Raw genomic sequence first — 13,402 nt, 5'->3', positions numbered from 1 at the left:
ATCGCTGATGAGTCAATTAACCGCTGTATTGATTGGGGCCGGATCAAGGGGGGCTGGAGGTTACGCGCCTTATGCTTTGGATTATCCGCATGAATTAAAGTTCGTGGCTGTAGCGGAAACGGATCCGGTGCGCCGTGACAAAATGGCGCAGGCCCATGGCATCCCGCCCGAGAGCTGTTACGAATCATGGGAAGGGCTGCTGGCGCAGCCGCAGCTCGCCCATATCGCCGTTATTTGCACGCAGGATCGTATGCATTATGAGCCGACGATGCTTGCGCTGAGCAAGAAATATCACGTACTCCTGGAGAAGCCGATGTCGCCGGACCCGCTTGAATGTCTGGATATGGAGCAAGCGGCCAGAGACAACGACCGTCTGTTGACAATCTGTCATGTGCTTCGGTATACGCCGTTCTGGTCGGCCGTCAAGCAGGCGATTACGGAGGGGCGAATTGGCGAGGTGGCCTCCATTCAGCTGAACGAGAACGTAGGCTATTGGCATATTGCACACAGCTTCGTACGCGGCAACTGGAACAATTCGGATAGTTCCAGTCCCATGATATTGGCCAAATCCTGTCATGATATGGATGTCTTATCCTGGCTCATGGACAAGCCCTGTACACATGTCAGCTCCTTTGGCTCCTTGATGCATTTCAACGCCGACCATGCGCCTGAAGGATCGGCGGACCGGTGCCTAGACTGCTCGGTGGAAGCAACTTGCCCGTATTCTGCGCCCCGGTTTTATTTGAGCAATCAGTTCAAAGGATGGGCGCGGCATTTTTCCCAGGATCTGGCCAAAGAAAATATCGTACAGGGCATGCGGGAGACGGACTATGGCCGTTGTGTATACAGGAGCGATAATAACGTCGTCGACCATCAGGTCGTGAACATGGAATTCGAAGGCGGCGCCACGGCAATGTTCAGCATGTGCGGCTTTACGTTCGAGCAGGAGCGGAGAATTCAGATCATGGGCACCCGCGGCGAGCTGCGGGCGGAAGAGGATAAAATTACACTGTATGATTTTCTGACCCATCAGAAAACGGAGATTACAATCCCGCCTCAATCAGCCGGGCACGGGGGCGGAGACGCAGGGATCGTCCGCAGCTTCCTGAATGAAGTAAGGCACTGCTCCGGGCAGGAGGGTTTAACCTCCGCAGCGGCATCGGTACGCAGTCACTTAATGGCGTTTGCGGCGGAGGAATCCCGTTTGAATGGCGGAAAGGCGATTATTTTATCGGACTATGCGAAAGACTTGGCGGCTGTCAAATAAAGAAGTGAAAGATGGAGCGGGAGTTGTTCTTGCTCCATCTTTTTATGAGCTGTGACAAGTCATTCTAACCGCTTATTGCTGCGCTGTTATCCTCTTGCTGAGGTCGGAGCACCTCTTTCTTCATGAACCAGCAGATCAGGAACGCCGCGGGCTGCAAACAGGGTGCCGATTAAGAACATGTGTTGAAATGCTTCGGCGAATACGGTTTTGATCTGTTCGATCAAGTCTGCGGATAATCCCTGCGGAAGGCCTCCATTCATAATGCTTTCTGAGGTTCCTTCCGGGAATTGATCCGGGCAGACCGGCGATGCCGCTGTGTATATTTCGAGACAGCAAGCTGCCGAAGAATCCACCTGACTTTCTATTGATCATTGGTCTTGACAATTAAACGCATAATAAAATCGATGTCGGGCGGCCGATAGCCTTCTATGGATGAAGTTTCTTGATTCATGAGACCGACGAGAGCAGTGAGATACCATACCGCATGATCTCTGGGATCGCCCGCAGCAAATTGTCCTGCATCTTGCCCTTCTGAAACAATCTTAGTCAGCAAATTAATCATGGTATGGGTCTCGTAATTCTCCATCAGCTGTGCCACCTTTACGGGAAGCCCGCCCTCATCTGACGTTAACACCTGCTGCATCAGCATGAAGTAATGGTTGTCTTCCTGAAGAATTTCTTGCGTCAAGGTCCGCATCCGCTCAAGCGCTGTTCCTGACATATTCTCAATCGCCGTAAATGCCGCGTTCGAGCCTGCTACTGCTTCCTCAACGAGCTCAACAAGAATTTCATCCTTGGACTTGAAGTAGCGGTAAGAAAGGCCGTCACTGATCTTGGCTTCCTTGGCGATCAGGCTCATCTTTGTTCCGATTAATCCGCGCTGCGCAAAAACCTTGAGCGCCGCCTTCTTGATCTGCTCCCTTCGTTCATCCCGCAGATGTTCCTTTGAATCCGTGTCCATAACGAAATCCTCCTTCATTTATAGTAAATGAATAATTCATTCATGTCTTTTCAAATCATAATGGCTGCAGAATCTGCTGTCAACCATTTTTTGTATAAATTATGCTATAGTCTAATTCACCCCGTCGTGTTTACATACGGATATTTCAAAGGGAGAACAAGGCTTGTATGCAGTTGACGCGGAGGCTGTTCTTTTGTTGTAATGGAACAAGAGTTTAAGCGGGGAGCGGGTGGTGAAGATGATGCAAGGAATCGATAAAGTTCTGCAAGAGGAGATTCTTCAGCGTATCGCGCGGCTTCAGGAGCAGCTGCAAAAGCATGGCGCAGCCGCCTTTTTGGTTACGCAGCATGTGGATCTTTATTATCTGACAGGCTCGATGCAAGCTGGATTTGCCTTCATTCCAGCACACGGTGATGCGACTTTCTATGTACGGCGGAGCATATGGCGGGCGGGGGAAGAAACGGCGGTTCGGGTGGAACCTTTAACGTCGCTTCGAGCGTTTCGGGGGCTGCTGGAGCGTGATTATCCGGAAGTTTTTGCTGAAGCAGGGCAATCTCTCGTTGCAACTGAATATGATGTTTTGCCGGTACAGACCTACTCGAAGCTGGCAGATATCCTTACCGCTGGCGGGCGGTGCACGATGATTGATGGGTCGGCATTCATACGCAGAGTGCGAATGACGAAGTCACCTTGGGAAATCGGAAGGATTGAAGCCGCAGCGCAGGTTGCCGCTGAAGCGTTGGAAGAAGCGGCTGGACGCATTCGGGAAGGCATGACAGAGCTCGAGCTGATGGCCAGGATCGAGTATGAGATTCGTATTCGCGGACATATCGGGGTCATGCGCACGCGCAGCTACAATATGGAGGTAACGACCGGGATGCTTGGCTCAGGAGAAGCCGCTGCAATTCCGAGCGCTTTTGACGGACCGGCCGGAGGGCTTGGACTTGGACCGGCTGCAGCTCAGAGTGCCAGCCGGAAACCGATCGTCAGAGGAGAACCTATTCTTCTCGATATTGGCTGCTGCATCGACGGCTATATCATTGATCAGACCCGAACGGCCGTAATAGGCGGCTTATCGGATGAGCTGGCTGAAGCCTATGCACAATCAGAGGCGATTATCCGCAAAACCGAACAGATGCTGCGGCCGGGAGCGGCATGCGATGCCATCTACGCAGCTGCGCTTGCACAGGCAGATCAAGCCGGACTATCCCGGCATTTCATGGGCTACGGAGCTGATCAGGTCAAGTTCCTCGGGCATGGCATCGGACTTGAGCTTGATGAATGGCCTGTTCTGGCTAAAGGCTTCAGTGATCCGCTGGTGCCAGGCATGGTCCTGGCTGTGGAGCCAAAATTCACATTTCCCGGAAAAGGCGTCGTCGGTATTGAGAATACATACCTCGTTACCGATACGGGGCCGCGGGCGCTTACGCGTTCACCCGAGGGGTTAATTGTCCTGCCTTAACGATGTCCTGCCGGAAAAGCCTGCCCTTCCATCATGAAGGCAGGCTTTTCGCTGTAACGCCTTTTAACCCCAATCCACCCCAAAACCAAGCCTTTCTAACCGATCCCAATAATCCGGGCAGGTCTTGGACACGCAGCCCGGATCTGCAATTCGTATCCCAGGCACTCTGGCTCCAATGAGAGCAAGCGCCATTGCCATCCGATGGTCATCATGCGGATTCAAGAGAGCGGGCTGCGGAATGCCTGGATAGACGGTTAAACCATCGTGATGCTCGTCGACTTGGATACCCATCTTGCGCAGCTCCATGCATATAGCTGAGATTCGGTCACACTCATGATGCCGGATATGGGCGGCGTCAATCATCGTAACCGGTCCATCTGCAAACACCGCAAGCGCCGCTACAGTCAGCGTTTGATCAGACCATTTTCCCATGCTGACTGTGAAGTCCCCTTTAAGCTCCTTAGTGCCGCATACTTCGATAAAGTCATCCCCGTGCACTACCCCGCATCCCATCCGTTCCAAGACAGTAATCAATTCAATATCAGGCTGGAGAGTATGCCTGGATATTCCCTGAATCCGGATACGGCCATTCGTTAGCGCGGCCAGAGACCAGAAATAACCGCATGTCGACACATCTGGCTCCAGCATAATTGGGGTTGAAGGCGCTTGATAAGCGCGGCGAACGAGAATCTTCTGTCCGTTGTCCTCCAAGGTTGATTCGATCCCGAACATGCGCATCATCGCAAGCGTCATCTCGACATATTCACGCTGCACGACCGTTCCTTCAATATGAAGCATCAACGCTTGCTCCATTAACGGGGCGCACATCAGCATGCCGCTTATAAACTGGCTTGAGACCGAACCGGATAAAACCGCATTTCCACCGCGCAGACCTGCTGCCTCCAGCCGGCAGGGCAGACAGCCTTCCCTGTCCTCATAAGCAATCCCGGCACCTAGAGCGGCAAGCTCTTGAAGCAGCGGCGCAAGGGGACGCTCGCTCATCCGCTTACTTCCTCTTATTCGCCATTCACCGTTTCCCGCGGCCAATAGTCCGGGCAAGAAACGTGCGAGGGTTCCCGCCGCTCCTACGTAGATCTCGCCTGTTTGCCGGGGCCACCTGCCATTCACGCCTTCAACGACAGCTGTCTGACCTTCGACTGTAACCTGAACGCCGAGCTGAGACAGGCTGTTCAAGCACCAATAAGAGTCATCGCTTCGCAGGACCCCTTCTAATCGCGAGGTTCCTTTCGCCACAGCAGCCAGCAGAAGAGCACGGTTCGTCATGCTTTTGCTTCCTGGAATCAGAAGGGTTCCGTTAATATCAACTGCAGGAGGGGTTAAGATCACCCCGGGCTTATCCTTGTAATTTGACCATGGCGATCGTGCCTCCAAATCAGGTTCTACCGTAGATTGATTGTCCATTTGCGTCCATCCTCCCCGAATTGCTTGCTTAACCTAACTTGATTATAATGAAGCTCATGAAATAGATGAAATATCAATAAACATACATAGACATAGAGGTGTTCTATATCATGTTGAATATGGAATGGTACCGGATTTTCCACCAAACGGCGAAGTGCAGGAATCTGACAAAAGCAGCCGAGGAGCTTTTTATCACACAGCCCTCTGTAAGTTATGCGATCAAGCAAATGGAAACTGCGCTCGATATGAAACTGTTTCACCGGCTGTCTAAAGGGGTGGAGCTGACGGAAGAGGGACAAGTCCTCTTCAGCTATGTGGATCAAGCCCTTACACTGCTGCATGCCGGCGAGATCAAACTGCAAGCGCTGAAGCGTCTTGCGGGCGGGGAAGTACGCATCAGCGCCAGCGATTCCTTGTTTAAGCATCTGCTGCTGCCCCATTTGGAGCCTTTCCATGCTGCATATCCAGAGGTTCGCATTCAGCTGACTCATGGCAAAACATCTGATATTCTGCAGCGTCTGAGGGACGGTCAAACCGACTGCGGCATCGTGCATTTGCCGGTGACGGACCCTCAGCTTGAAATCAAGCCGATTATGACCATACAAGATGCTTTTGTTGTAGGCTCGGCTTTCAAGGAGCTTGCGGATCAGCCTCGTACAGCAGAGGAGCTTGCACAAACGCCGCTGCTGCTCTTATCGGCCGGAAGCAGCACCCGCCGATTTGTGGAGCAGTGGTTTGCGGCTTGCGGTCAAACGATCGAGGCGGATATTGAGCTTGGCAGCATCGATTTGCTGGTTGAGTTTGCAAGACTCGGCTATGGGGCTGCTTTTGTTACCCGTTCGTTTGTGACGGAGGAGCTTGCTGCCGGAACGCTGTTTGAAGTTCAAACGGCAGAGCCGATCCCTCCAAGAAGCATCGGCATCGCCATGCGCCGTGAACGGATGCTTCCGCTTGCAGCTGCCAGGTTCGTGGAAATGTTTCTTTCCTCTTCGTTGTAGTCCCGCTGCACCGCAGCTTGAACGAGTCGGCGCATAGCTCCCATTCCTCCTTTTGACTCCAACACGGTAATTCCCCTAATCATTTGACTGTGGTTAAGTGAAACCTGAATCAACCCGCCAAGCATTATCTCCTGTGCTACAATGACGTAGACAAACGAATTGAAAACGATTGCATCAACCCAATTCCGATTGCTAAGAGGTGCAGCAGATGAAAATGACATTCCGGTGGTTTGGAGCGAGGTGACCCTGTAACGCTTCAGAATATCCGCCAAATTCCTGGTGTAACGGGCATTGTTACTGCTTTGTACGATACGCCGGTCGGAGAAGCGTGGCCCAGGGAGTCCATTGCCGCTCTGAAGAAAACGGCGGAAGACAGCGGCCTGAAGCTGTCTGTAATCGAAAGTGTTCCGGTGCATGAGGATATTAAGCTCGGAAGACCTTCGCGTGACCGGTTAATTGAAAATTACAGTCAAACCATCCGACTGCTCGGAGAGGCTGGCGTTCCGGTTATCTGTTATAACTTCATGCCTGTCTTTGACTGGACACGTTCGCAGCTTGCCTACCTGCTTCCTGAAGGCTCAACGACCTTGACTTTCGAGGATGAGACGGTGCGGCGGATGGATCCGGTTATGGGCGATCTTTCACTCCCGGGCTGGGACGAGAGCTGTACGAAGGATGACACGCAGAAGCTTGGGAAACGGGCTTTAACGGTCCGCTGCGTCCGGATCACGGGCGGACGATCTGGGCGAGCAGGGTATTCCAGGGTATGGACTATTTGATCGGGCGCTGGGCGCAACGTATCTCAATGGAATCTGGGAAGCTCTTTCTAAGACGAAGAAATAAACCAATTATCAATTATAATCATTAACCAATACAGGTATGGACGGAGGAAATTCAATGAGCATCGTTCGTTATGGCATTATCGGAGTTGGCAATATGGGCTCAGGCCACGCCAAGATTTTGACAGACGGTTCCATTAAAGGGGCAGTACTGACAGCGGTATGCGACGGTTTCGAGAAACAGCGTGAGTGGGCGAAGGCGAATTTTAAGGATGTTGCCGTATTCGAGACTTCCGCAGCCATGATCGATTCGGGTCTGGTGGATGCCGTAGTCGTTGCTACCCCGCATTATGATCATCCGAAGGAAGCGATTCAAGGGTTTGCCAAAGGTGTCCATGTGCTTATCGAGAAGCCGGCTGGCGTGTATGCCAAGCAGGTTCGGGAGATGAATGAAGCGGCTGCCGCCAGCGACAAGAAGTTCGGCATTGTCTACAACCAACGGATGAATCCGCTGTATCAGAAGCTCCGCGAGCTTATCGCATCCGGTGAACTTGGCGAAATTCGCCGCACCAATTGGATTATTACGAACTGGTACCGTTCGCAGGCTTATTATGATTCCGGCACATGGCGCGCAACCTGGGGCGGGGAAGGCGGAGGCGTGCTCATTAACCAATGTCCGCATCAGCTGGATCTGTGGCAGTGGACCATTGGCATGATGCCTACACGTATGCGCGCATTCTGTCAGTTCGGCAAACATCGCAGCATCGAGGTTGAGAATGACGTAACGGCTTATGCGGAATACGAGAACGGCGCAACTGGCGTCTTTATTACGGCCACTTCGGAAGCGCCGGGAACGAACCGGCTCGAGGTATCGGGTGATCGGGGCAAAATCGTGATCGAGGATGGACGGATGACATTTTGGCGTCTTCGCGAGTCGGAGACCGCCTTCAATGCACGCAATAAGGAAGCCTTCGCCTCGCCTGAGGTCTGGAAAATCGACATCCCAAGCCATGGACGCAGTCCGGAGCATGCAGGCATTTTGCAAAATTTCACGGATGCCATCCTCAAAGGCACGCCGCTCGTAGCTCCGGGTGAAGAGGGCATTAACGGCTTGACGATTTCCAATGCGATGCATCTGTCCACGTGGCTCGATGGCTGGGTTGACCTGCCGCTTGATGAAGACCTCCATGAAGCGGAGCTGAACAAACGGATTGCCGAGTCGACCTTTCAAAAGCCCGCAGTCGCTGAGAATGCCAAGCCCGCTGACCTGACAGGTACATTCTAAAAAAGAGGTTTATTAGGAGGCATGAATCCATGAGTGCCAATCAAGCACAGCTTCACAATCAAGGGATCTCATCACAATCCGGGCTCGAAGCCGTCATTCGCCGAATGACGACGGAAGCCCGCGTTATTGATATGCATACCCATCTATACGCCGAAGCGTTTAGTGAGCATCTGCTGTGGGGAATCGACGAGCTGCTTCACTATCATTATCTGACAGCTGAGTTCTTCCGTCATACCGACCTCACCTACGATGAATATTGGTCACTTGACAGCGCCAGCCGTGCTGAAGCGGTTTGGCAGACGCTGTTCGTGGACCGTTCGCCAATTAGCGAAGCGGCCTCCGGCGTGCTTACCGCGCTGAACCGGCTTGGGCTCTCACCGGCGCAATACGGCCGTGATCTGAACGCTTACCGCGCAGCGTTTGCGGCTAAGTCCGCCTCGCAGCAGGTTAGTGATGTGCTGGAGGCAGCCAAGGTGCAGCGGATCGTCATGACGAATGATCCATTTGATTCGAAGGAGCGCACCGTTTGGCAATCGGGCAGCGGCAAGAGCGACCCGCGCTTCGATGCGGCGCTTCGTATCGATAAGCTGCTGCTCGATTGGCCTGCTGCTGCGCATGATCTGCGCGGGCAGGGCTATGCGGTGGAGGATGACGCCTCCGCGCCAGCCACTTTGCAGGAAGTGAAGCGCTTCTTGCAGGATTGGGCTGTGCGGATGGATGCGCTGTACATCATGGTTTCACTCCCGGGTGATGCGAGATACGCAGCCGGGGACGCGAGCCATACGCTCACCGTTCTATTGGACGGCGCAGTCATTCCGGTTTGCCTCAAGCTTGGCTTGCCGCTGGCCCTTATGATCGGCGTGCGCCGCCAAGTTAACCCGCTGCTGAAGCTGGCCGGAGATATGAGCATGCGTTCGGACCTCAGCCTGCTTGAAGGCATCGCCAAGCGCTACACAAATCTCGAGCTGCTCATTACGGTACTGGCACGCGAGAACCAGCATGAGCTTGCTGTGCTTTCCCGCAAATTCCGCAATATTACGCTGTTTGGCTGCTGGTGGTTCCTGCACACCGAATCGATGATCCGCGAGCTGACCGAATTCCGTGTCGAGCTTCTTGGTACAAGCTTCATCCCGCAGCATTCCGATTGCCGCGTATTGGAGCAGCTGATTAACAAATGGGAATATTCCCGTGGCATCCTTGCCGATATTTTAATCCATAAATACGGCCGTCTGCTCAAGGATGGCTGGGAGCTCACAGAAGCTGATATCAGCAGGGACGTAGAAGCCTATTTCGGCGGCACTTTCCTGCGCGTTCTGGAGAATGCCAAAAGGAACCGGATCGCGGCTCCTTAACGCTGCTTGTCTATCATAAACCAACTAATCATAGAGGATGTGAACCTTTTGAATAGAAAGCAAATTGCAGCGCAGCTGTATACACTTCGTAATTTTACACGCACGGCGGAAGAGTTTGACGCCACCATGAAGCGGGTCAAGCAGATCGGCTACGATGCGGTGCAGGTATCGGGGACGGGACCGATCGCGCCGGATGACATTCAACAAATATGCGAAACCGAACAATTGACCATTTGTGCCACCCATATCCCTTTTGACAGGCTGGTCAATGACCTGGACAACGTGATCAAGCAGCATCAATCCTGGAACTGCCGCTACGTGGGGTTGGGTGCTTTGCCTTCGGAATATCGTGGTGGCAGAGAAGGTTATACCGCTATGGGGCGGCTCATGACGGAGATTGGCCGGAAACTGACGGCAGCCGGACTGCAGCTGATCTATCACAACCACAAATTCGAATTCGAGAAGTTTGAAGGCAAGACAGGCATGGACTGGCTGCTGGAATCATCCGATCCGGAGCATGTCGGCTTCGAGCTCGACACGTATTGGGTTCAGGCAGGCGGAGCGGACCCGGTGGAATGGATTCGCAAGGTTGAAGGTCGAATGAAGGTCATTCATTTGAAGGATATGGCGATCGTGGGCGACAAACAGGTTTTCGCGGAAATCGGTCAGGGCAATTTGAATTTCCCGGCTATTCTTCAAGCCTGCCGCGAAACCGGCGTGGAATGGTATGTGGTCGAGCAGGATGATTGTCCGGGAGATCCATTTGACAGCTTGTCCATCAGTTATCAAGCCTTGAGCAAACTTGCTAATAACGAATAGGAGTGTTCAGCGAATGTCAGCTAGTAATAATAAAGACGGTATGAACTATGCTCCGGTATCTGTAAGCAAGCCGGTTCCGGTCTGCGAGCCGGGTGAGTTTATTTTTGCGGCTATGGCGCTTGATCATGGTCATATCTACGGACAGACGAACGGGTTAATTGAAGCGGGGGGCACGCTCAAATGGGTCTACGATCCGGATCCTGACAAAGTCGAGCGGTTCGTTAAGGCTTATCCGCAGGTGCAGGCGGCTTCATCACCGGAACAAATCCTGAATGACCCCGAGGTTAAGCTGGTTGCAGCTGCAGCTATTCCGTCCGAACGTGCGGCGCTCGGCATGCGCGTTATGGATCATGGCAAGGATTATTTTACCGACAAAACTCCCTTCACGAATCTGGAGCAAATCGAAGCAGCACGTGCAAAGGTGTTGGAGACCGGCCGCAAATACATGGTTTATTACAGCGAAAGACTTCATGTGGAGAGTGCGGTTTATGCCGGCAAACTCATTGAAGAAGGTAAGATCGGCCGTGTCCTGCAGGTCATCGGAACGGGTCCGCACAGCTTGAATAAATCATCGCGCCCGGATTGGTTTTTCCGCAAGGAGCAGTACGGCGGCATTCTCTGTGATATCGGGAGCCACCAAATCGAGCAGTTTCTCTATTATTCGGGCAACACCGATGCAAAGGTTGTACACAGTAAAGTGGCCAACTATGCGAATCCGGATGTGCCGGAGCTGGAAGACTTCGGTGATGCAACGCTCGTCGGGGCAAACGGGGCCACGAACTATTTTCGCGTAGACTGGTTCTCGCCGACAGGTCTTGGCACTTGGGGAGACGGCCGGACGATTATTATGGGAACAGACGGTTATATCGAACTGCGCAAATATATCGATGTCGCTCGCGACCCGCAGGGCGATCATGTGTATTTGGTCAACCGTGACGGAGAACAGCATTTTGCGGTAAGAGGTCAAGTGGGGTTCCCTTTCTTCGGTGAACTGATTCTTGATTGCATCAACCGGACGGAGAATGCCATGACGCAGGAGCATGCTTTTAAGGCAGCCGAGCTGTGCGTCATGGCTCAGAATATGGCGGTTCGGGTGGAATAATCAATTTGGAATGGAAGTGCGAGGGGGGATGCGGCATGGTACAATCTTCACATGAACAAGCACTGGAGACGGTGCTCGGGTTGGAGGGGACAGCTATGCCGCTTACCATGCAATGGGAGCAGCCGATCGATTTGATGTATAGGGATATCAGGCCGATGCCGGGCGCTCAATTTCACTCGCATGCCTTTTACGAAATTTATTACTTCCAAGAAGGGGAATGCAACTATCTGATCGGCGATAAGCTGATGACGCTGCATCCGGGCGATCTGATTCTGATGCACGGCATGACGCTGCATTGTCCGAACCCGTCTCCTTCACGGCCGTATATCCGCTCCATTATTCATTTTGATCCCGCATATGCACATAAGATTCTGCAGCCGGAGCCGGCAGCCGTGCTGTTGAAGCCGTTCGAAGAGCTGCGGAATATCCGAATTTCACTCAGCGCGCAGGACCAGCTCGAGATGGAGAAGCTCCTTAAGGAGATGAGCAGCCTCTATGAGCAGAGAAACGACGATAATCGAGTCGTCGCACTCACGGCTTATGACCGGTTCACACTTCGTTTCTTCGAGCTGCTTCATATCATACGCGGCTGGTGCAGGGAGCCCATTCGGGATCGTGAGCATCGCTCCCACAAGGAGCAGCATGTTCAAAGCGTCATTACGTACTTAGAGGATCATTATGAGAAGGATGTAACGCTCGACGATATTGCGGCTGCACTGCATTTGACCAAACCGTATTTATCCAATCTATTTAAAGAAGTGACCGGAACGACGGTCTTCAAATATTTGTACAACAGACGCATTAATCAGGCCAAAATGTTATTCCGCCTGGAACCCGAACGAAGTGTCTCCGATGTATGCAGCGTTGTCGGGTTTCAGCATTTAGCGCATTTCAGCCGCCTGTTCAAAGCAACCGTCGGGACGAGTCCGGAATCCTACCGGAAGACAATTAAACCGTTATAACAAGGAGGCAGCCTGCGCTGATGACCCCGCTATTTGATTTGACCGGCCGCACGGCCGTCATTATTGGTGCCGGCAGCACCCTGGGCCGCGTCATGGCTGAAGCTCTTCATGCCCATGGCGCACAAGTCGCTCTTGTGGCCCGTAATCCGGAGAAGGCCGCGCCGTTTGTACAGCATTTGCTTGATCAGGACCGCGCGAAGCTCTTTCAAGCGGATACTAATGTAAAAGCGGACCTCGAGCGCGCTCTGGAAGCCATACTGGCCTGGTCGGGCCGTGCGGATATTATGCTTCATACCGCTGGTACGAACAGCGCCACCTCATTCTTCGATATTACAGAAGAAGAATGGGATCATATTATGAACGTCAATGCCAAGAGTGTCATGCTTGCATGTCAGGTCTTCGGCCGTTCCATGATCGATGCGGGCAATGGCGGCAGCATCATAACGATCAGCTCGGTATCGGCGGGTCCGCCCTTATCCCGGGTATTCACTTATTCTGCGTCGAAGCATGCCGTTAACAGCATGACGCAGTTTCTTGCCCGTGAGTTCGCACCGCATGGGGTACGGGTGAATGCAATTGTTCCCGGTTTCTTCCCGGCAGAGCAGAACAAAGCGATTCTCTCGCCTGAACGTGTGGCAAGCATTATGGGCCATACACCGATGAATCGGTTCGGCGATCCGAAGGAGCTCCAGGGTGCGGTTGTTTGGCTGGCATCCGAGGCGGCATCCAGCTTCGTAACCGGCTCTCTTATTAGAGTGGACGGCGGATTTGGAGCCATGACCATTTAATAAACCTTGCAGCTTGACGCCTGTGTGATATTATCCCCTTCAAGTAGACACTCAGAAAAAAACCTTATGGTACCATAAGGAATGAGTGAACTTGGAGGGGATTTATTTATGGCTAAAAAAGGACAAACATTCAATCCATATACGGAAGAATTTAAGATAGTAGCAGTAAGGGAATACATGGAGGGATCAGCCAGTTACAAAAGGG

12 protein-coding genes and 1 pseudogene are annotated in these 13,402 nt (G+C 52.7%); 10 read left to right on the top strand and 3 right to left on the bottom strand.

All coding sequences use genetic code 11. The annotated features are described in order from the left end of the window. Positions 1–7: 7 nt before the first annotated feature. A complete protein-coding gene (locus tag ACFPYJ_RS10945) occupies positions 8–1,267 on the top strand; it encodes a Gfo/Idh/MocA family protein (protein ID WP_379188159.1) in 1,260 nt (419 codons plus the stop codon). An 86-nt stretch (positions 1,268–1,353) separates the two neighbouring features. Here the strand turns inward: ACFPYJ_RS10945 and ACFPYJ_RS10940 are convergent, their stop codons facing one another. Further along, complete coding sequence (locus tag ACFPYJ_RS10940; protein ID WP_379188158.1) at positions 1,354–1,620, bottom strand: hypothetical protein; 267 nt, start codon at positions 1,618–1,620, stop codon at positions 1,354–1,356. A gap of 8 nt (positions 1,621–1,628) precedes the next feature. Beyond that, positions 1,629–2,228: a TetR/AcrR family transcriptional regulator gene (locus ACFPYJ_RS10935; protein ID WP_379188157.1), complete on the bottom strand. Its 600-nt coding sequence runs from the start codon at positions 2,226–2,228 to the stop codon at positions 1,629–1,631. A 241-nt stretch (positions 2,229–2,469) separates the two neighbouring features. Between ACFPYJ_RS10935 and ACFPYJ_RS10930 the strand changes: the two genes are divergently transcribed. Next, positions 2,470–3,690, top strand: a complete 1,221-nt coding sequence (locus ACFPYJ_RS10930) for a M24 family metallopeptidase (RefSeq protein ID WP_379188281.1) — start codon at positions 2,470–2,472, stop codon at positions 3,688–3,690. A gap of 63 nt (positions 3,691–3,753) precedes the next feature. Here the strand turns inward: ACFPYJ_RS10930 and aroA are convergent, their stop codons facing one another. Further along, positions 3,754–5,112, bottom strand: coding sequence for a 3-phosphoshikimate 1-carboxyvinyltransferase (gene aroA, locus ACFPYJ_RS10925; protein ID WP_379188156.1), 1,359 nt, complete (start codon positions 5,110–5,112; stop codon positions 3,754–3,756). A 110-nt stretch (positions 5,113–5,222) separates the two neighbouring features. Between aroA and ACFPYJ_RS10920 the strand changes: the two genes are divergently transcribed. The 8 genes and pseudogenes from ACFPYJ_RS10920 (at position 5,223) to ACFPYJ_RS10885 (ending at position 13,197) form a co-directional block, all read left to right on the top strand. Beyond that, a complete protein-coding gene (locus tag ACFPYJ_RS10920; RefSeq protein ID WP_379188154.1) occupies positions 5,223–6,110 on the top strand; it encodes a LysR family transcriptional regulator in 888 nt (295 codons plus the stop codon). Positions 6,111–6,318: 208 nt separating this feature from the next. Further along, positions 6,319–6,953, top strand: a pseudogene (locus ACFPYJ_RS10915) (mannonate dehydratase). Positions 6,954–7,007: 54 nt separating this feature from the next. Beyond that, complete coding sequence (locus tag ACFPYJ_RS10910; RefSeq protein WP_379188153.1) at positions 7,008–8,174, top strand: Gfo/Idh/MocA family protein; 1,167 nt, start codon at positions 7,008–7,010, stop codon at positions 8,172–8,174. Between the two features lie 29 nt (positions 8,175–8,203). Next, positions 8,204–9,526 (top strand): glucuronate isomerase, encoded by a 1,323-nt coding sequence (locus ACFPYJ_RS10905; RefSeq protein WP_379188152.1) that lies wholly within the window; start codon positions 8,204–8,206, stop codon positions 9,524–9,526. Between the two features lie 39 nt (positions 9,527–9,565). After that, positions 9,566–10,345 carry a sugar phosphate isomerase/epimerase family protein gene (locus ACFPYJ_RS10900; RefSeq protein WP_379188151.1) on the top strand — a complete coding sequence of 260 codons (780 nt, stop codon included), beginning with the start codon at positions 9,566–9,568 and terminating at the stop codon, positions 10,343–10,345. A gap of 13 nt (positions 10,346–10,358) precedes the next feature. Beyond that, positions 10,359–11,447 (top strand): Gfo/Idh/MocA family protein, encoded by a 1,089-nt coding sequence (locus ACFPYJ_RS10895; protein ID WP_379188150.1) that lies wholly within the window; start codon positions 10,359–10,361, stop codon positions 11,445–11,447. 35 nt (positions 11,448–11,482) lie between these two features. Further along, the gene (locus ACFPYJ_RS10890) at positions 11,483–12,409 is read left to right on the top strand and encodes an AraC family transcriptional regulator (protein ID WP_379188149.1); all 927 of its coding nucleotides are present in this window, start codon (positions 11,483–11,485) and stop codon (positions 12,407–12,409) included. A 20-nt stretch (positions 12,410–12,429) separates the two neighbouring features. After that, positions 12,430–13,197 (top strand): SDR family oxidoreductase, encoded by a 768-nt coding sequence (locus tag ACFPYJ_RS10885; protein ID WP_379188148.1) that lies wholly within the window; start codon positions 12,430–12,432, stop codon positions 13,195–13,197. Positions 13,198–13,402: the final 205 nt, after the last annotated feature.

Origin of the sequence: Paenibacillus solisilvae (assembly GCF_042656405.1) — a bacterium.
GTDB lineage: Bacteria > Bacillota > Bacilli > Paenibacillales > Paenibacillaceae > Paenibacillus_Z > Paenibacillus_Z solisilvae.
This window is presented reverse-complemented; position numbering and strand designations above follow the sequence as displayed.

What these genes read in the sequence shown, in the direction of transcription:
- ACFPYJ_RS10945 (WP_379188159.1), top strand. Translation starts at nt 8, where the DNA reads ATGAGTCAATTAACCGCTGTATTGATTGGGGCCGGATCAAGGGGGGCT.
- ACFPYJ_RS10935 (WP_379188157.1), bottom strand. Translation starts at nt 2,228, where the DNA reads ATGGACACGGATTCAAAGGAACATCTGCGGGATGAACGAAGGGAGCAG.
- ACFPYJ_RS10930 (WP_379188281.1), top strand. Translation starts at nt 2,470, where the DNA reads ATGCAAGGAATCGATAAAGTTCTGCAAGAGGAGATTCTTCAGCGTATC.
- aroA (WP_379188156.1), bottom strand. Translation starts at nt 5,112, where the DNA reads ATGGACAATCAATCTACGGTAGAACCTGATTTGGAGGCACGATCGCCA.
- ACFPYJ_RS10920 (WP_379188154.1), top strand. Translation starts at nt 5,223, where the DNA reads ATGTTGAATATGGAATGGTACCGGATTTTCCACCAAACGGCGAAGTGC.
- ACFPYJ_RS10910 (WP_379188153.1), top strand. Translation starts at nt 7,008, where the DNA reads ATGAGCATCGTTCGTTATGGCATTATCGGAGTTGGCAATATGGGCTCA.
- ACFPYJ_RS10905 (WP_379188152.1), top strand. Translation starts at nt 8,204, where the DNA reads ATGAGTGCCAATCAAGCACAGCTTCACAATCAAGGGATCTCATCACAA.
- ACFPYJ_RS10895 (WP_379188150.1), top strand. Translation starts at nt 10,359, where the DNA reads ATGTCAGCTAGTAATAATAAAGACGGTATGAACTATGCTCCGGTATCT.
- ACFPYJ_RS10890 (WP_379188149.1), top strand. Translation starts at nt 11,483, where the DNA reads ATGGTACAATCTTCACATGAACAAGCACTGGAGACGGTGCTCGGGTTG.
- ACFPYJ_RS10885 (WP_379188148.1), top strand. Translation starts at nt 12,430, where the DNA reads ATGACCCCGCTATTTGATTTGACCGGCCGCACGGCCGTCATTATTGGT.